Source organism: Herbiconiux dendrobii, assembly GCF_052048175.1.
Lineage (GTDB): Bacteria > Actinomycetota > Actinomycetes > Actinomycetales > Microbacteriaceae > Herbiconiux.
This window is the reverse complement of record NZ_JBLZQV010000007.1, coordinates 135,844-156,318: the sequence shown is the minus strand read 5'-3', so window position 1 is coordinate 156,318 and position 20,475 is coordinate 135,844. Positions and strand designations below refer to the sequence as shown.

21 protein-coding genes are annotated in these 20,475 nt (G+C 70.5%); 11 read left to right on the top strand and 10 right to left on the bottom strand.

Annotation, left to right across the window (positions count from 1 at the left end):
• On the top strand, nucleotides 1-852 hold an 852-nt coding region (locus ACN4JJ_RS18710), incomplete at its 5' end, for an HNH endonuclease signature motif containing protein (protein WP_440711408.1).
• Nucleotides 853-899: 47 nt separating this feature from the next.
• On the top strand, nucleotides 900-1,640 hold the full coding sequence (locus ACN4JJ_RS18705) for an enhanced serine sensitivity protein SseB C-terminal domain-containing protein (protein WP_440711407.1): 741 nt from the start codon (nucleotides 900-902) through the stop codon (nucleotides 1,638-1,640).
• An 11-nt stretch (nucleotides 1,641-1,651) separates the two neighbouring features.
• Here the strand turns inward: ACN4JJ_RS18705 and ACN4JJ_RS18700 are convergent, their stop codons facing one another.
• The 6 genes from ACN4JJ_RS18700 to ACN4JJ_RS18675 all read right to left on the bottom strand — a co-directional run bounded on the left by ACN4JJ_RS18700 (nucleotide 1,652) and on the right by ACN4JJ_RS18675 (nucleotide 6,018).
• The gene (locus tag ACN4JJ_RS18700; RefSeq protein WP_440711406.1) at nucleotides 1,652-2,278 is read right to left on the bottom strand and encodes a YdeI/OmpD-associated family protein; all 627 of its coding nucleotides are present in this window, start codon (nucleotides 2,276-2,278) and stop codon (nucleotides 1,652-1,654) included.
• A gap of 10 nt (nucleotides 2,279-2,288) precedes the next feature.
• On the bottom strand, nucleotides 2,289-3,254 hold the full coding sequence (locus tag ACN4JJ_RS18695; RefSeq protein WP_440711405.1) for a hypothetical protein: 966 nt from the start codon (nucleotides 3,252-3,254) through the stop codon (nucleotides 2,289-2,291).
• Between the two features lie 81 nt (nucleotides 3,255-3,335).
• Nucleotides 3,336-3,965: an MBL fold metallo-hydrolase gene (locus tag ACN4JJ_RS18690; RefSeq protein ID WP_440711404.1), complete on the bottom strand. Its 630-nt coding sequence runs from the start codon at nucleotides 3,963-3,965 to the stop codon at nucleotides 3,336-3,338.
• Entirely contained in the window at nucleotides 3,965-5,059 is a 1,095-nt protein-coding gene (locus ACN4JJ_RS18685; protein ID WP_440711403.1) for an S-(hydroxymethyl)mycothiol dehydrogenase, read from the bottom strand. The genes ACN4JJ_RS18690 and ACN4JJ_RS18685 overlap by 1 nt, the downstream gene beginning before the upstream one ends.
• Before the next feature lie 45 nt (nucleotides 5,060-5,104).
• Nucleotides 5,105-5,653, bottom strand: a complete 549-nt coding sequence (locus ACN4JJ_RS18680) for a tetratricopeptide repeat protein (RefSeq protein ID WP_440711402.1) — start codon at nucleotides 5,651-5,653, stop codon at nucleotides 5,105-5,107.
• A gap of 41 nt (nucleotides 5,654-5,694) precedes the next feature.
• Nucleotides 5,695-6,018, bottom strand: coding sequence for a biopolymer transporter Tol (locus tag ACN4JJ_RS18675; RefSeq protein ID WP_440711401.1), 324 nt, complete (start codon nucleotides 6,016-6,018; stop codon nucleotides 5,695-5,697).
• 150 nt (nucleotides 6,019-6,168) lie between these two features.
• Here ACN4JJ_RS18675 and ACN4JJ_RS18670 point away from each other — a divergent pair, with 150 nt between their 5' ends.
• From ACN4JJ_RS18670 to ACN4JJ_RS18660, 3 genes are read left to right on the top strand one after another with little or no spacing between them, the layout of a single operon-like run.
• On the top strand, nucleotides 6,169-6,738 hold the full coding sequence (locus ACN4JJ_RS18670; RefSeq protein ID WP_440711400.1) for a helix-turn-helix domain-containing protein: 570 nt from the start codon (nucleotides 6,169-6,171) through the stop codon (nucleotides 6,736-6,738).
• A complete protein-coding gene (locus ACN4JJ_RS18665; RefSeq protein WP_440711399.1) occupies nucleotides 6,735-7,361 on the top strand; it encodes a nucleotidyl transferase AbiEii/AbiGii toxin family protein in 627 nt (208 codons plus the stop codon). The genes ACN4JJ_RS18670 and ACN4JJ_RS18665 overlap by 4 nt, the downstream gene beginning before the upstream one ends.
• Before the next feature lie 38 nt (nucleotides 7,362-7,399).
• Nucleotides 7,400-8,449: an NAD(P)/FAD-dependent oxidoreductase gene (locus ACN4JJ_RS18660; protein ID WP_440711398.1), complete on the top strand. Its 1,050-nt coding sequence runs from the start codon at nucleotides 7,400-7,402 to the stop codon at nucleotides 8,447-8,449.
• A gap of 35 nt (nucleotides 8,450-8,484) precedes the next feature.
• On the opposite strand, the gene ACN4JJ_RS18655 is transcribed toward ACN4JJ_RS18660, so the two are convergent.
• Nucleotides 8,485-9,465 (bottom strand): aldo/keto reductase, encoded by a 981-nt coding sequence (locus ACN4JJ_RS18655; RefSeq protein ID WP_440711397.1) that lies wholly within the window; start codon nucleotides 9,463-9,465, stop codon nucleotides 8,485-8,487.
• A 144-nt stretch (nucleotides 9,466-9,609) separates the two neighbouring features.
• On the opposite strand from ACN4JJ_RS18655, the gene ACN4JJ_RS18650 reads away from it, so the two are divergent.
• Entirely contained in the window at nucleotides 9,610-10,479 is an 870-nt protein-coding gene (locus tag ACN4JJ_RS18650; RefSeq protein ID WP_440711396.1) for a helix-turn-helix transcriptional regulator, read from the top strand.
• Between the two features lie 42 nt (nucleotides 10,480-10,521).
• Here ACN4JJ_RS18650 and ACN4JJ_RS18645 read toward each other — a convergent pair whose 3' ends face one another.
• The 3 genes from ACN4JJ_RS18645 to ACN4JJ_RS18635 form a co-directional block, all read right to left on the bottom strand.
• A complete protein-coding gene (locus ACN4JJ_RS18645) occupies nucleotides 10,522-12,084 on the bottom strand; it encodes a cryptochrome/photolyase family protein (RefSeq protein WP_440711395.1) in 1,563 nt (520 codons plus the stop codon).
• 4 nt (nucleotides 12,085-12,088) lie between these two features.
• Entirely contained in the window at nucleotides 12,089-13,558 is a 1,470-nt protein-coding gene (locus ACN4JJ_RS18640) for an MFS transporter (RefSeq protein WP_440711394.1), read from the bottom strand.
• 225 nt (nucleotides 13,559-13,783) lie between these two features.
• The gene (locus ACN4JJ_RS18635; protein ID WP_440711393.1) at nucleotides 13,784-14,467 is read right to left on the bottom strand and encodes a hypothetical protein; all 684 of its coding nucleotides are present in this window, start codon (nucleotides 14,465-14,467) and stop codon (nucleotides 13,784-13,786) included.
• Nucleotides 14,468-14,664: 197 nt separating this feature from the next.
• Here ACN4JJ_RS18635 and ACN4JJ_RS18630 point away from each other — a divergent pair, with 197 nt between their 5' ends.
• The 5 genes from ACN4JJ_RS18630 (at nucleotide 14,665) to dnaE (ending at nucleotide 20,388) form a co-directional block, all read left to right on the top strand.
• Entirely contained in the window at nucleotides 14,665-15,333 is a 669-nt protein-coding gene (locus ACN4JJ_RS18630; protein ID WP_440711392.1) for a 4a-hydroxytetrahydrobiopterin dehydratase, read from the top strand.
• Between the two features lie 33 nt (nucleotides 15,334-15,366).
• Nucleotides 15,367-15,492 carry a hypothetical protein gene (locus ACN4JJ_RS18625; protein WP_440711391.1) on the top strand — a complete coding sequence of 42 codons (126 nt, stop codon included), beginning with the start codon at nucleotides 15,367-15,369 and terminating at the stop codon, nucleotides 15,490-15,492.
• A gap of 3 nt (nucleotides 15,493-15,495) precedes the next feature.
• Nucleotides 15,496-15,774, top strand: coding sequence for a sensor histidine kinase (locus tag ACN4JJ_RS18620; RefSeq protein ID WP_440711390.1), 279 nt, complete (start codon nucleotides 15,496-15,498; stop codon nucleotides 15,772-15,774).
• A gap of 71 nt (nucleotides 15,775-15,845) precedes the next feature.
• Complete coding sequence (locus ACN4JJ_RS18615) at nucleotides 15,846-16,799, top strand: DUF2510 domain-containing protein (RefSeq protein ID WP_440711389.1); 954 nt, start codon at nucleotides 15,846-15,848, stop codon at nucleotides 16,797-16,799.
• A 124-nt stretch (nucleotides 16,800-16,923) separates the two neighbouring features.
• The gene (gene dnaE, locus ACN4JJ_RS18610; protein ID WP_440711413.1) at nucleotides 16,924-20,388 is read left to right on the top strand and encodes a DNA polymerase III subunit alpha; all 3,465 of its coding nucleotides are present in this window, start codon (nucleotides 16,924-16,926) and stop codon (nucleotides 20,386-20,388) included.
• Nucleotides 20,389-20,475: the final 87 nt, after the last annotated feature.

Below are 20,475 nucleotides of genomic sequence, written 5' to 3'. Positions count from 1 at the left end.
CCGGCGGCGGAGGCGATCGCGATCGATGACAAACTCGACCAGATCGCCCGGACCCAGCGTGGCCCCGACGAGTCCCGCAGCCACGCCCAACGCCGGTGTGATGCCGCGATCGCGCTCCTCCTCGACCCCGACGGCGACCTGGCTGCTGCGGGGCGGGGTATTCGCCCGCAGGTGATCCTCACCGTCCCGGCCCTCTCGCTCCTGGGCCACACTGAGCAGCCGGCTGAGTTGCATGGGTATGGTCCGATCGATCCGGTGACGGCTCGCCGACTGACGGCGCAAGCACCAAGCGTGACCCGTTGGTTGACCGACCCCGTCACCGGCCACACCCTCTCAGTCGGGCGGGAAAGCTACCGCATCCCCGCCGATCTGCGGTTGGCGTTGACGATTGAGGATGAGACGTGTCGGTTCCCGGGATGCCGGAGGCGGGCGCAACGTTGCGAACTCGACCACGTCCACGCCTGGGCCCACGGCGGGCGCACCGATCACGGCAACCTCGCGAGCCTGTGCCCGAAGCATCATCACTTCAAACACGAATCCGACTGGAACGTCGAAACCTTACCGGGCCGGGATTTGCGGTGGACGTCCCCGATCGGCCGGGTGCACATCACCGAGCCCGCGAACCCAGCACACCCACCCTGGCCCGTACACCAACCCTCGCCTGACGAATCGCTCCGGCCCGAACACTCACCCTGGCCCGAACACCAACCCCCGCCTGACGAATCGCTCTGGCCCGAACACCCACCCCGGCCAGAACAACAACCGGAGCCCGATAACCCGTCGCCACCGCGACGACCTAGCTTCCAGCCCGTGAGTGACACGCAGCCCTCCTTCGAAGAAGTGCTGTCGTGACCAACCGAACCATGCGTGTCCGCCGGGCACCCGGATACGCTCGGGGGATGGGCGAATCCGAGGTTTCCGAGATCGAACGGCTGCTGGTGGCGGCCGCGAACGACCCCGCGGCAGCGCCGGAGTTCGTCCGGGCGCTGCTCGAGAGCACCGTGATCGTGCCGGGCACGGCATCCGGGGACCGCACTGCGAACCTCGCCGACCTGCTCGGGCCGGGCGGCGCCTCGGTGCAGCCGTTCTACACGTCCGAGGAGCGTCTTCGCGAGACCCTCGAGGTGATCCCGGGCTTCGAGCGCAGCTTTCTCGCCCTGCCCTGCCGCGTGCTCTGGCAGATGACCCGCGGCGCGACACTCGTGCTGAACCCGCACTCCGCCCACGGCAAGGAGTTCCTCCCGGGAGAGATCGCGCAGCTACTAGACGGCGCCGCCACCCTCACCCCACGGGTCGTAGAGACCGAGACCCGCGTGCTCGTGGGGGAGCCGGCCCGCGTTCCGCCCGGCATGACCGACGCTCTTGCCACCCTGTTCGCCCGGCATCCGGAGGTCGACGAAGCCGTGCTCGGCTGGAAGGTCACACCCCAGGAGGACTCGATGGACGAGAGCTACCTGCTCGTCATCGTGGGCGACCCGACGATCCGCGACAGCCTCGCACCAGAACTCGGGCAGGCCCTCGTGACCTACTCGGTCAGCAGCCCCATCGACGTGATGTACGCCGAACCGGGCGCCGGCCATCTGCTCCGCGACGTTCGACCGTTCTACCGGCGCAAGCGTGGACTCTTCCGCCGACGATGAGCGGGCGCGGCCTAGGCCGCCGGCGACGGCGACGGCGACGGGACGAGCTTGCCGCTGCGCGAGAGCTCCGGATCGGTGCACGAGGAGAGATCGAAGCAGCACGGCCGACGAGATCCCCGATCCAGCTTCGAGATCCCGACCTCGACCCGGCGCGAGCGCGTGGCGGGGCTCCGGGTCGACGTGATCCACCGCACCCACTCCCACCGGGCCATCGGCGTGATGTCGGCCCAGGTCTCCGCCGAGGCCGGCGCGTCATCGAGGGCTGCCCGCAGATCATCCGGAACCTCGGGCTCCGGCCACGACTCCGACGGTGCGAGCTCGATCGTCACGACGCCGCCGGCATCCGCATCCGGCACGGTTTCCGCATCCGGCCCTGCCTCCGCATCCGGCCCGGCCTTCCCGGCCGGAACCCGGCCGAGCAGCCGGTCTACGTCGACCCAGTGGCCCCGCAGGCCGTCGGGCTCGACCACATCGGCGAACCGATGCCCGTCGATGAAGCCCTCGACCGCCACCTGACCGCGCGAGGGCAACGCCGTGCTCGCCTCCACCGGCAGCCGCACGATGGTGCGACCGCCCAGGGAGACCGGCTCGGCCTCGAAGCGGATGACGGACGAACGGCCCTCTGCTGCGGATGCCATGACCGGAACTCTACTCCGCCGTACCGGCCGCTCTCGTGGGCACCGCCGACTCCGCCGCCCAGGCCACCCCGAGCGCGAACAGCGTCGACACGCCGTAGTGCTCCATCGCGGCCGCGATCCGGCGCCGCCCCGTCCGCGGGTTGATGCCGACCGTGCGCGAGGCCGAGTCCAGCGTGATGCCCTGGCGCATGAGCACCAACAGGGAGGTCCACGGATAGCCCGCGTCCTCGACGGGCGTTGCCAGCTGCCAGAGCTTCTCGAAGTAGTCCAGGGCCATGCCCGCCAACGAGGCGTGGCGAACACCGAGCACGCTGGTCGGGCGCCCCTCACCCCACTCGAACGGCACGCAGAGCTGGTCCCCGTCGACCCAGAACCAGCTCGGCGGACTGTCGAGGAGGCGGTACTGCACGCCCGCCGCCCGGTAGTGCGCCATCCGCTGGATGGCGATCGTGTCGCCGACCGCCCAGGTGGGCATGATCACACGCACCTTCTCCTTGCCGGCGAGGGCGCGGCCGAAGCGCACGGCGCGATCCGGCTCGTCCGTGAGAAAGCGGTCGACCTCGGGGAGCACGGCGTGCAGCGTGCCGGAGTCGTGGCTCGCGCTGTCGTACCAGAGGTCTTCCGAGGCATGGAGCCCGTGTCGGGTGACCACGGGCACCAGCTCCGGCGAGGCCTCTCCGACCGACCAGTGCCGCAGCAGACCGGGCAGCTCGGAGACCATCCGCGCCAGGTCGGTGAGCGCGTCGTCGGCGTTCCGGCGCAGCGCGGCCGAGCGCTCGGCGACCGTGTCGGCGACCCAGGATGCGGGGTGCGCATAGCTGAGCGCCTCGCCCTCACCGCCGATCAGGCCACGCCGACGCAGTCGCTGCACCGCGGCATCCGCCTCGCCGGCACCGAGGTGCGTCAGGGCCGCCATCTCGCCGATCGTGGTGGGACGGCCGCGATAGATCGCCGCGAGCAGTGCTTCGTCATTCACGGCGGCTCCCGGATGCGCGCCCACGTCGGTCGGAGCGATCTGCTCATCGTGCCCTGAAGAGGACAAGCCCGCAAGCCGGGATCAGTGTCCCCGGGCGATCCACTCCTGCAGATGCGGGGCCTCGGCACCGATCGTGGTGGAGTCGCCGTGGCCGGTGCGCACCACCGTGTCGGCGGGAAGGGTGAGCAGCTTCGCGGTGATCGACTCGATGATCGTGGGGAAGTCGCTGAACGACCGGCCGGTCGCACCCGGGCCGCCGTTGAACAGGGTGTCACCGGTGAACACGGTTCCCAGGGCGGGGGCGCTGAAGGAGACCGCACCGGGGGAGTGCCCGGGCGTGTGCAGCACCTCGAGCTCGACGCCGGCGATCGGGATCACCTGGCCGTCGACCAGGGCGGCACTCGGCGCGATGCCCGGGTAGACGGCGTCCCAGAGCATCCGGTCGCCGTCGTGCAGGTGCACGGGAGCGCCCGTCGCCTCCTGTACCGCCGCGGCGGCGTCGATGTGGTCGTCGTGCGCGTGGGTGAGCAGGACGGCGCGCAGAGCGCGGCCACCGACCGCCGCGAGGATGGCGGAGGCGTCGTGGGCGGCGTCGATGACGACGCACTCGTGGTCGTCGCCGACGATCCAGACGTTGTTGTCGACGTCCCAGGTTCCGCCGTCGAGGCTGAACGTGCCGCTGGTGACGAGGTTCTCGATCCGGGCCGCCATCAGAGCACCACCACCGAGCGCAGCACGTCGCCGCTCGCCATGCTGTCGAAGGCCCGCTCGATGTCCCGGATGCCGATCCGTTCGCTCACGAACTCGTCGAGGGGGAGGCGGCCCTGCAGGAACAGGTCGGTGAGCATCGGGAAGTCGCGTTCGGGCAGGCAGTCGCCGTACCAGCTCGACTTGAGCGAGCCGCCGCGGCCGAAGACGTCGAGCAGCGGCATCGAGAGCGTCATGTCGGGCGTGGGCACGCCGACCAGCACCACGGTGCCGGCGAGGTCGCGGGCGTAGAAGGCCTGGCGCCAGGTCTCGGGGCGGCCGACCGCGTCGATCACGACGTCGGCGCCGAAGGTGTTCGTGAGCGCCTGCACGGCGGCGACGACACCGGCCTCGTCGAGCCCGCTGGAGTCGATCGTGTGGGTGGCGCCGAGCTTCTGGGCGGCGACCAGCTTCTTGGGGTCGCGGTCGATGGCGATGATGGTGCCGGCTCCGGCGAGCTTCGCTCCCACCACGGCGGCCGTACCGACACCGCCGCAGCCGATGACGGCGACCGAGTCGCCCCGACCGACGTTGCCCGTGTTCATCGCGGCGCCCAGACCGGCCATGATCCCGCAGCCGAGCAGGCCGACGGCGGCCGGGTCGGCATCCGGGTTCACCTTGGTGCACTGCTTGGCGTGCACGAGCGTCTTCTCGGCGAACGCGCCGATGCCGAGGGCCGGGCTGAGCTCGGTGCCGTCCTCCAGCGTCATCTTCTGCGTCGCGTTGAAGGTGTTGAAGCAGTACCAGGGCTCGGCGCGCACGCAGGCGCGGCACTCGCCGCAGACCGCGCGCCAGTTCAGCACCACGAAGTCGCCCACGGCGACGTTCGTGACGCCCTCGCCGATGGCGCTCACCCGGCCTGCCGCCTCGTGCCCGAGCAGGAACGGGAAGTCGTCGCTGATGCCGCCTTCGCGGTAGTGGTAGTCGGTGTGGCAGACCCCGCAGGTCTCGATGTCGACCACGGCCTCGCCCGGTCCGGGATCGGGGATGACGATCGAGGTGAGCTCCACGGGCGCACCCTTGGAGCGGGCGATGACGCCGGTCACGGTCGTGGACAAGGAGGACTCCTTCGGTGAGGCGGGCACAGCTGGACCGGTTTCACCCTACCCGCGGACGGTGTCGCCGGCCTCGCTCGTGCGCGCTTCGGTGAGCGCGGCGGCGTACCCGCGGACCGAGCGGTGATAGCGGGGGAGGGACGGCTCGATCGCTTCGATCGCCACCCGGAGCGCCTCGTCGGTGCGGCCCGCACTGTGCAGCGCCAGTGCCAGGAAGACCGCCGGCGCCCGGCCGACGGCCGGATGCGCGGTTGCCGTGCGCAGCATCCCGATCGCCTCCTCGATGCGGCCGAGATTGCGCAGGGTGGAGGCGTGCTGAATGGTGAGCTGGGCGGCCCGCGCCGGGTCGACCGAGGCGAGGCCCGCCGCCGTCGCGGCCGCGTACTGCACGTCGGCTTCCGCCTCGTGCCCCGAGGAATCGAGCGCCCCGCCCAGCTCGAACGCGGCCAGCGCCGGGTGCGGTGCCTGGTTCGCGAGGTCGCGCATCCGTTCGAGGCGGTCGTCGTCGCTCAGCTCGGGGTTCGCCCAGAGGGAGGCGACGAGGTTCTCCCATCCGTCCGCGTCCGGTCGCGGGGTGGTCGTGTCGGCGGTGCTCATGGTTTCAGCGTACGGGGGTCGGGACCACCCGCCCTGTCGGGTCAGCCGGCCTCGTCGCGTTCGTCGAGCTCGGCCAGGGCCGCGCGGGCCCGTTCGATCCGCTCGCCTTCGGGCGCATCCCACCACGCGACGCCCCGTTCACCGAGCCCGTGCTTCGCCAGCCCCACCCGGGCGCGTGCCTCCGCCATCTCGTCGGCGTCGCCCGTGCGTTTGGCCGCGCGCACGGCATTGCGACCTCTCCCGAGGTGTGACTTCAGCGCCTCCACCATCGCAGCAGGCAGCACCGGATCCGTGCGCCGCCACCGCCGCCCGTCGACCACGAGCCACCGCTCGCCGTCCACGTCGTTCTCGCCACTCGAGACCATTCCCCGCCTCACCTTCTCGCTCTTCGCCCGTCAGTGCCGACCGTACGCCGAGTCGGGAGTGGGAGGCGCATCGAGCGTCACGAGCGGGATCGCCATGAATGACGTATGCTCATACGTATCGTTTGCGATACGATCTGAGGGAGGTGACACATGACCACGGTGGATTCGCTGATGCGTGCACGGCGACGGAAGCGGCTCAGCATCGCGGAGGTCGCACGACGGAGTGGGCTCCAGGCGAGCAATCTGTCGGCGATCGAGAATGGCAGCCGCGAGCCGACCGTCCGGAATCTCGAGCGTGCCGCCCGGGGAACGGGTGTCCACCTGGTGGTGGCAGATCTCGGCGGCCGGCATCCGGTGACCGAGGCCGCCGATTCGGTGGCCGCCCTCGACACGGCAGGCGATGAGTGGGGGCAGGCGCGCGTTGTGGTTCAACTCTCCAACGACCTCGTAGCCGCTGATCCCTTCACCAAGCTCCTGCTCGTAGCCGAACCGCCACGCTGCCTCGGGTCCCAGTGGGATGCGGCGCTGGCCGGTCTCGTCGAGTGGCGCCTGCGCGAAGCCGGACTCCCCGTCCCGGATTGGGTCGGCTCGGTCGAGGGCGATCCCGATGGCATTTGGTCGATCTGGCCGGGCGCCGTACACGCCGATGCCGCCGACGTGCCCGAGCCGCTGCTGCGGCGCGGCGTCTGGGTCGGCGCGGATGAGCTGGCATCGGTATGACCGGCGAGGCGCCCCCGCCCGGTTCCGAGCCGTCGAACGCCGTCTCATCGACGGCGCTCACGCGCGACGACGTGGCGGCGGGGTTGAGAGAGCTGGTTGCGGCTCTGAACGAGTCGCCGGAACCCATCACGATGAGGCTGGTCGGAGGGGCCGCGATCAGTCTCGCGTACGATGCCGACCGGCAGACGACGGTCGACATCGACGCGTCGCTGTCGCCGCGCGGTGCCGTCCTCGATGTCGCACGGGCGATTGGTGCGCGACGAGGATGGGCGGACGGGTGGATCAATGACTCCGCCGCGCAGTTCCTGCCTGCCGGGTACGGGGGCCGCGAGCCAGAGTGGGTCACCGTCCATGATGACGGTCGCGTGAAGATCGAGGTCGGATCGGCGCCCATGCTGCTCGCCATGAAGCTCCTGGCAGCACAGCGGCGCGGGATGAGAGAGTTCCGCGACATCGCGGTTCTCACCGCCGCCGCCGGGGTCACCTCCGTCGCCGAAGCAGAGCGCGTCTTCGAAGGCTTCTACCCCGGCGACGCACTGACCGAGCGGGCCGTGAGGATCGCGGACGAAGCGCTGCAGTCGGGGCGAGTCGGTCGCGTCGTCGAGTTTCCCGCGCTCAGGTGACTCCTGCCGATCGGGGCGGGGCGGGGCAGGATGAGGAGATGACCTCCTCGGATCAGACCCCCCTTCGCTCGACCGACCCCCAGGTACTCGTCGTGGGGGCCGGGATTGCGGGGCTCGCGTGTGCGGCCGCACTCCGCGCGGAGGGCGTACCGGTGCGGGTCGTCGAGCGGGGGCGGCGAGCCGGCGGGCGGATGTCGGGACGCACGCTGCACGGGCGACCCGTCGATCTCGGCGCCTCCTACTTCACGGTGCCCGACGGCTCGGCGTTCGGAGCGGTGGTGGCGAGCTGGGAGGAGGACGGCCTCGCGCATCCGTGGACCGACACGTTCACGGTGCTGGACGGCTCGCCGGCGGATGCACGCTCTGCCGCGGATGGAAACTCCGCGGCGGATGAGCCCAGAACCACGACGGGACCCGTGCGATACGCCGCCGATCACGGCCTGCGGTCGCTCCTCGTCGACGCGGCCGAGGCCCTCGACGCCGATCCGGGCGCGGACGTGCTGTTCGAGCACGACGTGACGCAGGTGCACGCCGATGGCACGGTCGATGGCATCCGGTACGACACCGTGGTGCTCGCGATGCCCGAGCCGCAGGCGGTGCGGCTGCTCGATCCGATGTCGCCGCTGGCCGCCCGGCTGCGTCCGGATGCGTGGGAGCCGGTGCTCGCCATCGTTCTCGGCTACGGCGAGCGCGCCTGGCCGGTCGACCTGCACGGGGCGTTCGTCGACGGATCCGCCCTCGTCTCCTTCATCGCCGACGACGGCGACCGTCGCGGTGACGGCGCCCCGGTGCTCGTGGCGCACACGACCTCGGCCTTTGCGCGCGAGCACCTCGAGCATCCGGAGGGCGCTGTCGACGCCGTCACCGCCGAGGTGACCTCGTTGCTCGGCCTCGGCGATCAGCCGCGCCCCGACTGGAGTCACGCGCACCGCTGGACGTACGCCCGCACCACCGCCTCGCATCCGGAGCCTTACGCCCTGTACGACCGCCTCGCGATCTGCGGCGACGCCTGGGGCGGCCGCTCCTCGGTCTCCACCGCCTGGGCCTCGGGCGACGCGCTCGGCCGGGCCCTGGCCGCCCGCGGCTGATCCGCCCTTCCGCAACTCAGCGATCGGCCTTCGACTCAGCGGTCGATCGACGCCATGTTCGCGTCGTCGTGCCGCGCTCCGGCCGCCGGCTCGAGGCGGTCGAGGCGATCCAGCTGCTCCGGGGTGAGTACGACGAAGTCGGCGGCCGTGTTCTCCTCGACCCGCGCGACACGACGGGTGCCGGGGATCGGCGCGATGTCGTCCCCTCGCGTCAGCAGCCAGGCCAGTGCCGTCTGTGCCGCCGTGGCACCGGCCTCGGCGCCGATGGCACGCACCTCGTCGGCCAGCCGGAGGTTGCGGTCGAAGTTCTCGCCGGTGAAGCGCGGGTTGGTCTTGCGCCAGTCGTCGTCGGAGAAGTCCGCGACCGTGCGGATGCGACCGGCCAGTAGTCCGTGCCCCAGCGGCGAGTAGGGCACCAGGCCGATGCCCAGTTCGCGCAGCAGCGGCAGGATGTCGGCTTCGACGTCGCGGGTCCAGAGCGAGTACTCGGTCTGCAGCGCGGCGACGGGGTGCACGGCGTGCGCCCGGCGGATGGTCGCCGGTGCGGCCTCCGAGAGTCCGAAATGCCGCACTTTGCCCTCGGCGACCAGCTCGGCGACGGCGCCGGCGGTCTCTTCGATGGGCGTCACCGGATCCACGCGATGCTGGTAGTAGAGGTCGATGTAGTCGGTGCCGAGCCGACGGAGGGAGCCCTCGACCGCGGCGCGCACGTTCTCCGGGCTGCTGTCGACGGCCGGACCGCCCTCGCCGCGGTGCCCGATCAGCCCGAACTTCGTGGCGATCACGACCTGCTCGCGCCGGCCCCTGACGGCACGGCCCACCACCTCCTCGCTGTGGAAGGGCCCGTAGACCTCGGCGGTGTCGAGGTGGGTGACGCCGAGGTCGAGCGCTCGGTGGATGGCGCGGACCGACTCGTCGTCATCGAGAGCACCCCCGGTCGTGTAGGTGCCGGCCATCGTCATCGCACCCAGGCCCAGGCGCGAGACGTCGAGCGATCCGAGGTGGGCGTTCTTCATGGGGGAAGCCTTTCGAGAGAGGCCGCTGTGGGCGGCGGCCGGATGCTCCGAGTCAAGCGGGCGGGAACCGATCCCGCGTGGCTCGGCTTACGGGTGCACCGGCAGGGACCCCCTCCCGTGCCCGCACCGGCGTATTTTCGAGGGATGGACATCCACGACGAACTCAGCGCGTTCCTCACCTCGCGCCGGGCCAAGCTCAGCCTGGCGCAGGCCGGGCTGCCCGACTACGGAGGCCGCCGCCGGGTCCCGGGGCTCCGCCGTGAGGAGGTCGCCTTGCTCGCGGGGATGAGCGCCGAGTACTACAAGCGGCTCGAGCGCGGAACGGCCACGGGTGTCTCCGAGGCGGTCATCGACGGTGTCAGCCGTGCCCTGCAGCTGGACGAGGCGGAGCACGCCCACCTCTACGACCTCGTGCGGCACGCGAACGAGGGTGCGCATCCGCAGCGCCGCCGGGCGCGGAGCGGAACGCAGCTCACCGCGGGGATGCAGCAGACCATCGACGCCATGTCGACCGTGCCGGTGTTCGTGCAGAACGGCCGGCTCGACGCCATCGCCACCAACGCCCTGGGGCTCGCCCTCTTCGCGCCGATGTTCGACGGAGTGCAGGCCCCGGTGAATGCCGCGCGCTTCGTCTTCCTCGACGCGAGAGCACAGTCGTTCTACCGGGACTGGGAGGGTAACGCCCGCCAGATCGTCGCCCTCCTGCGCGCCGAGGCGGGCCGGTCGCCGCACGATCGGGCACTGGGTGATCTCGTCGGCGAGCTCTCGATGCAGAGCGGTCTCTTCCGAACCCTCTGGGGGTCGCACGACGTGCGTGAGCACCGCACGGGCCTGAAGAGCCTCCATCATCCCGTCGTCGGCGCCCTCGACCTCACTTACCAGAGCATGGATCTCGCGTCCGATCGCGGCCTGCAGATGCTGGTGTTCTCGGCCGAGCCGGCGTCGGTCTCGGCCGAACGCCTGCAGCTCCTGGCCAACTGGGACGGCGCGCCGGTGCCGGCGGACGCCCTGTAGCGGACGTGTCCGCCGACGGCGCTCGTCGTCCGGCCCCACGCGTCACCAGCGGTCGCGGTGGCGCTCCTGGTCGACGACGGCGGCCCGGTCGCTGAGGCCGCGAAGCCCCGCCAGCGGCTGCGCCATCCGGTGATTGCCCCGGATGCGCGGCTCGACCCGGTCGAGGAAGGCCCAGTACCCGGCCGTGAACGGGCACGCGTTCTCGCCCAGACGCACCTTCGGGTCGAAGACGCAGCCCGAGCAGTAGTCCGACATCCGTTTGATGTAGGCCCCGCCCGAGGCATACGGCTTGGTGGCCACCAGGCCGCCGTCGGCGTGCTGCGACATACCGATCACGTTCGCCGGCATCACCCAGGGCGTGCCGTCGACGAACATGTCGACGAACCAGTCGTTCAGCGCGACCGGGTCGTAGCCGTGCTGCAGCGCCCAGTTGCCGAGCACCATCAGGCGCTGGATGTGGTGCGCCCAGCCGTGCCGGCGCATCCCGTCGATCGTCTCGTGCAGGCAGTTCGACTCGATGGCCGCGGCATCCAGGGTGCGGAAGGCCGGCGGCAGCGGTTCGTGGGCGCCGAGTGCGTTGTGGTCGCTCGGGTAGGACTCGCCGAGGTGCCAGTACAGGTGCCACACGTAGTCGCGCCAGCCCATGATCTGGCGCACGAAGCCCTCGACCCCGGGCAGCGGGGCCCGGCCGGCGTGGTACTCGGCCACGACCGCGTCGATGACCTCCAGCGGATCGAGCAGACCGAGGTTCAGGGGAGCGCTCAACAACGAGTGCGCCATGGTCCAATCGCCGCCGAGCATGGCGTCCTCGAAGGGGCCGAAGTCGTTCAGCCGCGACTCGATGAAGTCGGCCAAGGCGCCGACGGCCTCCTTCCGGGTGGCGGCGAACCGGCGCGGTCCGTCGTCGCCGACCAGGTCGACCGCGCCCTCGCGCTGCCAGCGGTCGAGGTCGGCGCGCACCTCCTCGTCGATCTCGTCCTCCCCGGGCCACTCGGGATCGGGGAGTCCGAGCCGGGCCGCGTTCTTCGGAGGCGGCTGGCGGTTGTCGTGGTCGTAGTTCCAGCGGCCGCCCTCGGGCTGATCGCCCCGCATCAGGATGCCCGTGTGCTCGCGCACCGTGCGGTAGAAGTCCTCCATCAGCAGTCGGGCGCCTCCGCGACCCGCGGCCCAGGCGGCGAAGTCGGCCTCCGAGGTGACGAAGCCGCGACTGGGCAGCACCGCGACGCCGTGCCGGCGCACGAAACGGCGGGCCGACCAGGAGGTGGGATCGATCACCTCGAGGTCGTCACGCCCGCGGATGGCCTCGGAGTAATGCTCGACCTGGCGGAACTCGGCCCGGTCGCCGAGCTCGGCGGCCCGGTGCCGGAGCGCCGAGAGCAGGAGGTGTGCCTTGGCCCGGTGCATGGGGCGGCGGCCGAACACCGAGCGCGCCTCGACGAGGAGCATCGGGCCGCCGTCGTCGAACGACGGGCCGAGCTGGCCGGCGAAGATCCAGCGGGTGCGGATGCGCCCGGCCCCGGGCCCGGCGCCGGAGTCGGCGGCGTCGGCGTCGGCGTCGGCGTCGGCGTCGGCGGGACCATGGCCTACCGGCTCGGAGTGCGGCATCTGCTCAGCGTGGCACGCTCGGGCGCCCGCCGCCCGCCCGGGCGATGCCGAACAGCACGAGCGCCGCCGAGAGGGCGGTGAGCGCGAGGCCGGCCACCGTCACCGCCGTGTCGAACTGCGCGAGCTGCGAGGGGGTCCAGGATGCCCCGGTGAGCGATCCGGCGAACAGTGCGGCCAGGATGGTGCCCGTCGCCGCGATCCCGACCGCGGTGGCGAGCTCGCTCGAAGTGTCGACCAGGGCCGCGCCGATCGACGTGCGGGTCGGCGGCAGGCCGTTCAGCACGTTCGTGCCGGCGACGACGCCGACCACGCGCATCCCGGCCGCGACGAGCACCAGGGCGACCAGCACACCGGCGTACCCGAAGCGGCCGGTGAGCGCGAAGACGGCCAGCCCGAGCACGACCGCCGCTGCGCTCGCCCAGGCCGCCCGCCCGAGGCCGATCCGGCGCACGAGCGGTGCCACGAAGCGGCCGCTCGCGAGCAGCACCGCGACCTGAGGGAGCATCCCGATCGCCGCCAGCACCGGTGGCCACCCCCAGGCGACCTGTAGTTGGAGCGTCACCAGGAAGCCGAGCCCCGAGACCGCCAGTCCCGCCGCCGCTTTGAAGGCGAGCCCGCTCGACACCAGCGGCACGGCCAGCAGCCGCAGCTCGAGCAGCGGGAACCGCGCCGACCGCTCCCGCAGCACGAAGGCGGCCGCCGCAGCGACGGCTCCCACCAGGGCGCACCAGGGCCACCACGATCCGGGCCCTGCGTTCACGAACAGTGTCGGCGTCACCAGCGCCAGCACGATCGTCGCGGTGCCGAGCACCGCGCCCGCCGCATCGACCGGATCGTGATGCAGCCCGCTCTTCTCGTCGGCCGCGATCCCCAGACGGATGCCGGCGAAGGCCAGGACGGCGATCGGTGCGTTCGCGATCAGCAGCACCTGCCACGGTGCCACCGCGAGCACGAGACCGCCGAGGGTCGGGCCCATCGCGAGCCCCACCAGGCCGGCGGTCGAGATCACGGTGAGGGCGCGCACCCGCAGGTCCTCGGTGTCGAACAGGCGGAAGGCCAGGGCCATCGAGCCCGGTGTGGTCATCGCGGCAGCCACCCCCATCGCGGCACGCACGGCGATCAGCTCCTCCGTGGTCGACACAAGGACCGTGGCGAGGCTGGCGACGCCCAGCAGCACCAGGCCGACGAGCATGACCCGCCGGCGCCCGACCCGGTCGGCCACAGCGCCGAACAGCAGCATCAAGCCGCCGAAGGTCACCGAGTAGGCACCGGTCACCCACTGCAGCCCGGCGGTGGACGCGTTCAGATCGCGCCCGATCGTCGGCAGGGCGACGTTGAGGAGGGAGTTGTCGAGCATCTCGAACAGGAAGACCGCCGACAGTCCGGCCAGCGCGATCCAGGCCTGGCCGAGCGACCGGGGAGGGGACGCCGTCGCGGCGGGGGAGCCGAGGGCTCGCGAGCGATCGTGGTTCATCAGGGCACACTCCTTCGAGAGAAGAAGTGGCGGACCGTCCGGAACCGCGTGTACTCGTCCACCTCCGCCGATTCGGCCGGGTGGGCGTTTTTACCTCAGATGCTCCGAGGATACACCGGCCGTGAGCAGCAACGGGCCGCCGTCTTCGGCCGCGGCCGGCCCGGCGCTGACGAGCGGTCGAACGCCGCCCTCGTCGGCGGCCTGCTCAGCGTAGCGCTCCGCCGGTCAGTCCTGCACGAAGAGCAGCGGCTTGCCGTCGTAGTAGTCGTACGGGTTCACGTCGGAGTAGCCGCCGTCGTAGTACACGCCCGCAGGGGCCGCTCCACCGGCCGGGGCCGCGGCGATGTAGCACTGCGTGATCGGCTCACCGGCGTCGAACTCGGGGGTGAACGACTCGGTGGTGCACTCGTCCCAGCCGATGAGGGTGACGTCTTGCACCCGCTGGCCCTCGGCATCCGAGGGCTTGAACGAGGTGTAGTCGGATTGGAACTCGATCGTGTCGCCCGAGACCTTGCTCATCTCCACGTGGATGAACGAGATCTCGAAGCCCTTGAGCTCGTCCTTGTCGAACTGCTGGTTCAAGAAGGCGACCTGCTCCGCCGTGGCCGGCGTCACGTCGACGAGCTTGGCGGCGATGAGCGCCTTCTGGTCGTCGGTGCCGGTGAACTCGTAGACGAGCTCCTCGCCCACGCCGGCCTTGGTGCCGGGCTCGGCGACGTCTCCGGATGCGGCGGCGCCGCCGGAGGAGTCCGTGTCCGTGGGCGAGGCGCTGGCCGTGGGCTCGGCGGCTCCGCTCGGGGCTTCCGACGCGGGGGCCGGCGCGGGCGACGGGCTTCCGAAGCAGCCCGTCAGCGCGAACACGGCGGCGATCGGGACGATGGTCAGCGGAAGGGTGCGGCGGAGTTTCACGGTGTGCCTTTCGGAGTGGTTCGTGGGACGGCCCCATGCTCTCCGACATCTGTAGAGCGCGCGATGGGGAGAGCTCCCCATCGCGCGCGCCCTGAACTGCTGCATTCGCGACGCGTTCGGTCGCAGAAATACGTCTTCTCGACGGATCATGGACGCATTTCTGCGACCAATCGGGATCGACGGCGTAGAACTGAGGGATGAGCGATGCGATTTCCCCGAGGGCGTTCCGCGCCGCGGGCGGTACCGAGGACTGGCGGGTGGTGGGCGATGGGGCCCGCGCGTATTTCGTGACGGGGTCGTTCGCGGCCGGTGCCGCCTTCGTGACGGCGATCCAAAAGCTGGCGGATGCTGCGGGGCACCATCCCGAGGTCGACCTGCGGTACGCGGGGGTCGGCATCCGGCTGCTCAGCCACGACATCGGCGACCTCAGCGAGCGGGACGTCGCACTGGCGCGGGGCATCTCGCAGAAGGCGCGCGAGCTCGGCCTCCGTCCGGAACCCGCCGCGGTGCAGAGCCTCCAGATCGCGATCGACGCTGTGGACCGGCCGGCCGTGTTGCGGTTCTGGCAAGCCGTCCTGGCCTACGAGCCGTGGGGAGACGGCGAGGAAGACCTCAGCGACCCGCACCGGCTGGGGCCGAACATCTGGATCCAGCAGATCGACGCGCACCGGGCGGAGCGCAACACCATCCACGTCGATCTCTACGTTCCCCGCGATCAGGTCGAGAGCCGACTCGCCGCTGCCCTCGCCGCGGGCGGCCGCATCGCGAGCGACGCCGGCGCCCCCGACTGGTGGACGCTGGCCGACCCCGAGGGCAACGAGGTCGACCTCGCACCCTGGCGCGACGACAGCGACTGGCCGGCCTGAGGCGGCGCCGCGCCCGGGACGACGGCGGCCGCCGTGCAGCGCGGAATCGCCGTCGAGGTCTCGGGCGAGGCGGCGTTAGCCGAGGGCTCGTCCGCCCTGCTGCAGCAGCTCGCCACCAACCTGGTCCACGACGCGATCGTGCACAACGTGGACGGGTGAGAGGTGCAGCTGGTCACAGCGATAGACCGCGACGGCGCGGTGCTGCGAGTGGAGAACACGGGTGCGATCGTCCCGTCCGCCCTGGCGGCCACGCTCACCGAGCCGTTCCAGCGCGGTGCCGGGCGCATCCGGAGCCGCGAATCCGGTGCGGGGGTGGGCCTCGGGCTCGCGATCGCCGCCAGCATCGTGCGCGCTCACGACGGCACGCTCACCCTCACCCCGCGACCCGAGGGCGGTCTGGTGGTGGTCGTGACGCTGCCGCTCACGGGGGCGGGCGCATAGAAGCTCGGGACGGGGACATAGAAGGGCACCTGGACGGGGACATAATGGAGGCTGTCTTGAGGGGGTCGTAGGTGAACGCGGAGCCGGGTTGGTACGACGCGGGCACGCCGGGCAGGCTGCGCTGGTGGGACGGAGCGCAGTGGACCGCGCACGAGGCGCCGGTTCCCGCGCCGCCCGTGGTGACGGCGTCGCCTGCCGTGACCGCGCCGCCTGCCGCGACCGCGCCTGCATTGGGATCGCCCGCCATGACCGCCCCCGCGCTGTCCGATCCTGCGTCCGCGGCCCGCGCATTCGCCCCCGCCGCCTCGCCTTTTCCCGGCCCCGGGTGGTACCCCACGCCCGCCGGGCCGCTGCGCTGGTGGGAGGGCCGCAAGTGGACGGGCTTCCGCATCAAGCAGGGCCGGCCGGGCACCGACTGGGCCTCCGCAGAGCAGCCCGTTCTCGCCTGGGTGTTCGGCGGCCTCTTCGCCGCACTGGCTGCGCTGCAGTTCGCACTCGGGGCGCTCACCGGTTCGGTCTCCATCGCCGGGATCGCCATGCTGGTGCTCTCAGCGCTGTGGTTCGGTATCGCGGTGCAGTCCCAGGCCGTGCAGCGCATCCCGGTGCCGACGGGCGCGGCGGTCGCTCCCGAGGTGATCCGTCCCCTGCCCGGCGAGCAGGAGGGCGCCGACGCGGGGTGGTACCCCGTCGCGCGGAAGACGACGCGCTGGTGGACCGGCGCCCGCTGGTCGCAGTACGTGGGCACCGCCTACGGCATCCGCCCCACCTTCCACGGCGCCCGCGCGCTGCGCATCCTCCTCGCGATGGCGTGGACGGTGCTCGGAGTCGGCTTACTGAGCACTCTCGCCGGCGTCGTCTTCGTCGCCGCTGACAGCGCCACGGACGGCCACGGGACGGTTCTCCTCATCGGCATCCTGTTCATCGTCGGCGGTGTGCTCGTGGCCGTGCTCGGCCTCGTGCTGCTCCTGCTCTCGCGCCTCCAGCGCCGCATCCTGCTCCCCCCGGCCGACCCGCCGAGAACCTGAGTCGCGACACGCCGACGGGGGCGCGCGGCGGGCGTTTAGACTTGGATCCCACGACGACACAGCCGGAGAATCAGTGCCCTCGAACGACTCCTTCGTGCACCTGCACGTTCACAGCGAATACTCGATGCTGGACGGCGCCGCGAGAGTCAAACCGCTGATCGAAGCGGCCAAGGAGCAGGGGATGCCGGCGGTCGCGGTCACCGACCACGGCAACGTCTTCGGCGCCTACGACTTCTGGAAGACCGCCACCGAAGCCGGCATCAAGCCGATCATCGGCACCGAGGCCTACCTCACGCCGGGTACCCACCGCACCGACAAGACGCGCATCCGCTGGGGCAACGGCGGCGGCGACGACGTCTCCGGCGCGGGTGCGTACACGCACATGACGTTGCTCTCGGAAACCACCGAGGGCATGCACAACCTCTTCCGGCTGAGCAGCAAGGCGAGCATCGAGGGCTACTACTTCAAGCCCCGGATGGACCGCGAGCTGCTGAACGAATACGGCAAGGGCCTGATCGCGACGACCGGATGCCCGTCGGGCGAGATCCAGACCCGGCTGCGTCTGGGGCAGTACGACGAGGCCGTCAAGGCGGCCTCCGATTTCCGCGACATCTTCGGCAAAGAGAACTTCTTCTGCGAGATCATGGACCACGGTCTCGAGATCGAGCGCCGCATCATGGGCGACCTGATCAAGCTCTCCAAGCAGCTCGATCTCAAGCTCGTCGCCACGAACGACCTGCACTACACGCACGCCCACGACGCCACCAGCCACGCCGCCCTCCTGTGCGTGCAGTCGGGCTCAACGCTGAGCGACCCGAACCGCTTCAAGTTCGACGCCGACGAGTTCTACCTCAAGAGCGCGCAAGAGATGCGGCAGCTGTTCCGCGACTACCCCGACGCCTGCGACAACACGCTGCTGATCGCTGAGCGCTGCGAGGTGGCCTTCGACACGAACGCCAACTACATGCCGCGCTATCCGGTTCCGGAGGGCGAGACCGAGGCCACCTGGTTCGAGAAGGAGGTCGAGGCGGGGCTCAAGGAGCGCTACCCCGGCGGCATCTCGCAGGAGGTGCGCGAGCGCGCCGACTACGAGGTCGGCGTCATCAAGAGCATGGGGTTCCCGGGCTACTTCCTGGTCGTGGCCGACTTCATCAACTGGTCCAAGCGCAACGGCATCCGGGTGGGCCCCGGCCGTGGCTCGGGCGCCGGATCGATGGCCGCCTACGCCATGAAGATCACCGACCTCGACCCGCTCGTGCACGGCCTCATCTTCGAGCGGTTCCTCAACCCCGACCGCGTCTCGATGCCCGACTTCGACGTCGACTTCGACGACCGTCGCCGCGGCGAGGTCATCAAGTACGTCACCGAGAAGTACGGCGACGAGCGCGTGGCGCAGATCGTCACCTACGGCACCATCAAGGCCAAGCAGGCGCTGAAGGACTCCGGGCGCGTGCTCGGCTTCCCGTTCAGCATGGGCGACAAGCTCACAAAGGCGATGCCGCCGCCCATCATGGGCAAGGACATCCCGCTCAGCGGCATCTTCGACAAGGCGCACCCGCGCTACAAAGAGGCCGTCGACATCCGCACCGTCATCGAGATGGACCCCGAGGCGCGCACCGTCTTCGACACCGCCCTCGGCATCGAGAACCTCAAGCGCCAGTGGGGCGTGCACGCCGCCGGCGTGATCATGTCCAGCGACCCCCTGATCGACATCATCCCGATCATGAAGCGCGAGCAGGACGGCCAGATCGTCACGCAGTTCGACTACCCCGCGGCCGAGTCGCTGGGCCTGATCAAGATGGACTTCCTGGGGCTCCGCAACCTCACGATCATCGACGACGCGCTCGACAACATCAAGGCCAACCGCGGCGAAGACCTGGTGCTCGAAGACCTCGATCTCGACGACAAGGCCTCCTACGACCTGCTCGCCCGGGGCGACACCCTCGGGGTGTTCCAGCTCGACGGCGGCCCCATGCGCGGGCTGCTGCGGCTGATGAAGCCGGACAACTTCGAAGACATCTCGGCGGTGCTTGCGCTCTACCGGCCGGGCCCGATGGGAGCGGATTCGCACACCAACTACGCGCTTCGCAAGAACGGCATCCAGCCGATCACCCCGATCCACCCCGAGCTGGCCGAGCCGCTGCTCGAGGTGCTCGGCGGCACCTACGGCCTGATCGTGTACCAAGAGCAGGTCATGTCGATCGCGCAGAAGCTCGCCGGCTTCACGCTGGCCCAGGCCGACCTGCTCCGCCGCGCGATGGGCAAGAAGAAGAAGAGCGAGCTCGACAAGCAGTACGAGGGCTTCTCGAAGGGCATGCATGACAACGGCTACTCCGAGGCCGCGGTCAAGACGCTCTGGGACATCCTGCTGCCCTTCTCCGACTACGCCTTCAACAAGGCGCACTCGGCGGCCTACGGCGTCATCTCGTACTGGACCGCCTACCTCAAGGCGCACTACCCGGCCGAGTACATGGCGGCCCTGCTCACGAGCGTCGGCGACTCCAAGGACAAGATGGCGCTCTACCTCAGCGAGTGCCGCCGCATGGGTATCAAGGTGCTGCCGCCGGATGTCAACGAGTCGATCGGCTTCTTCACCGCCGTCGGCACCGACATCCGCTTCGGCATGGGTGCGGTGCGCAACGTCGGCATGAACGTGGTCGAGCTGATCAAGGGCGCCCGCGAGGAGAAGGGCCGGTTCACCTCCTTCGGCGACTTCCTGAAGAAGATCCCGCTCGGTGCCACGAACAAGCGCACCGTCGAGTCGCTGATCAAGGCCGGCGCATTCGACTCCCTCGGGAGCACCCGGCGCGCCCTCATCGAGGTGCACGAGGCGATGATCGACAACGCGGTGTCGCAGAAGCGCAACGAGGCCAACGGCCAGGTCGGCTTCGACTTCGACGCGCTGTGGGACGCACCCGAAGAGGTGCACGACATCCCGGTTCGGCCCGAGTGGGCCAAGCGCGACAAGCTCGCGTTCGAACGCGACATGCTCGGCCTCTACGTGTCGGATCACCCGCTGGCCGGTCTCGAGATCCCGCTGGCCAAGGTGGCGTCGACGAGCATCCTGGACCTGCTGGAGAGCGAGCACACGCAAGACGGCGACCAGGTCACCGTGGCGGGCCTGATCACGAGCGTGCAGCACCGCGTGGCCAAGAACTCGGGCAACCAGTACGGCATGATCACGGTCGAGGACTTCAACGGCGAGATCACCGCGATGTTCATGGGCAAGACCTACCAGGAGTTCGGGCCCGCCCTCACGAACGACGCGATCGTCGTGGTGCGCGGCCGGGTGTCGCTGCGCGACGACGGCATGAACCTGCACGCGTTCAGCCTGTTCCAGCCCGACCTGGGGCAGGCGGCCGGCGAATCCGGGCCCCTGCAGATCTCGCTCGCCGAGTTCAAGGCGACGACCGACACGGTGCAGGCGCTGAACGACGTGCTGATCCGGCACTCGGGCGACACCGAAGTGCGGCTGAAGCTGGTGAAGACCGACAACGTGCGCATCTTCGAGGTGCCGTTCGGGGTGAACGTGACGGCCGATCTGTTCGGCGAGCTCAAGTCGCTGCTCGGGCCGAACTGCCTGGCGTAACCGACGGGGCCATGGGGAGTTCTCCCCACAGACATTCCATTCGGAGCATGCGAGGCTTCGGATAGGCTCGATGGACGAACCATTCGA

Excerpts from the sequence above, each read along its gene's own strand:
- ACN4JJ_RS18705 (WP_440711407.1), top strand. The coding sequence starts at position 900 with ATGGGCGAATCCGAGGTTTCCGAGATCGAACGGCTGCTGGTGGCGGCC.
- ACN4JJ_RS18700 (WP_440711406.1), bottom strand. The coding sequence starts at position 2,278 with ATGGCATCCGCAGCAGAGGGCCGTTCGTCCGTCATCCGCTTCGAGGCC.
- ACN4JJ_RS18690 (WP_440711404.1), bottom strand. The coding sequence starts at position 3,965 with ATGGCGGCCCGGATCGAGAACCTCGTCACCAGCGGCACGTTCAGCCTC.
- ACN4JJ_RS18680 (WP_440711402.1), bottom strand. The coding sequence starts at position 5,653 with ATGAGCACCGCCGACACGACCACCCCGCGACCGGACGCGGACGGATGG.
- ACN4JJ_RS18675 (WP_440711401.1), bottom strand. The coding sequence starts at position 6,018 with ATGGTCTCGAGTGGCGAGAACGACGTGGACGGCGAGCGGTGGCTCGTG.
- ACN4JJ_RS18670 (WP_440711400.1), top strand. The coding sequence starts at position 6,169 with ATGACCACGGTGGATTCGCTGATGCGTGCACGGCGACGGAAGCGGCTC.
- ACN4JJ_RS18665 (WP_440711399.1), top strand. The coding sequence starts at position 6,735 with ATGACCGGCGAGGCGCCCCCGCCCGGTTCCGAGCCGTCGAACGCCGTC.
- ACN4JJ_RS18660 (WP_440711398.1), top strand. The coding sequence starts at position 7,400 with ATGACCTCCTCGGATCAGACCCCCCTTCGCTCGACCGACCCCCAGGTA.
- ACN4JJ_RS18655 (WP_440711397.1), bottom strand. The coding sequence starts at position 9,465 with ATGAAGAACGCCCACCTCGGATCGCTCGACGTCTCGCGCCTGGGCCTG.
- ACN4JJ_RS18650 (WP_440711396.1), top strand. The coding sequence starts at position 9,610 with ATGGACATCCACGACGAACTCAGCGCGTTCCTCACCTCGCGCCGGGCC.
- ACN4JJ_RS18645 (WP_440711395.1), bottom strand. The coding sequence starts at position 12,084 with ATGCCGCACTCCGAGCCGGTAGGCCATGGTCCCGCCGACGCCGACGCC.
- ACN4JJ_RS18640 (WP_440711394.1), bottom strand. The coding sequence starts at position 13,558 with ATGAACCACGATCGCTCGCGAGCCCTCGGCTCCCCCGCCGCGACGGCG.
- ACN4JJ_RS18630 (WP_440711392.1), top strand. The coding sequence starts at position 14,665 with ATGAGCGATGCGATTTCCCCGAGGGCGTTCCGCGCCGCGGGCGGTACC.
- dnaE (WP_440711413.1), top strand. The coding sequence starts at position 16,924 with ATGCTGGACGGCGCCGCGAGAGTCAAACCGCTGATCGAAGCGGCCAAG.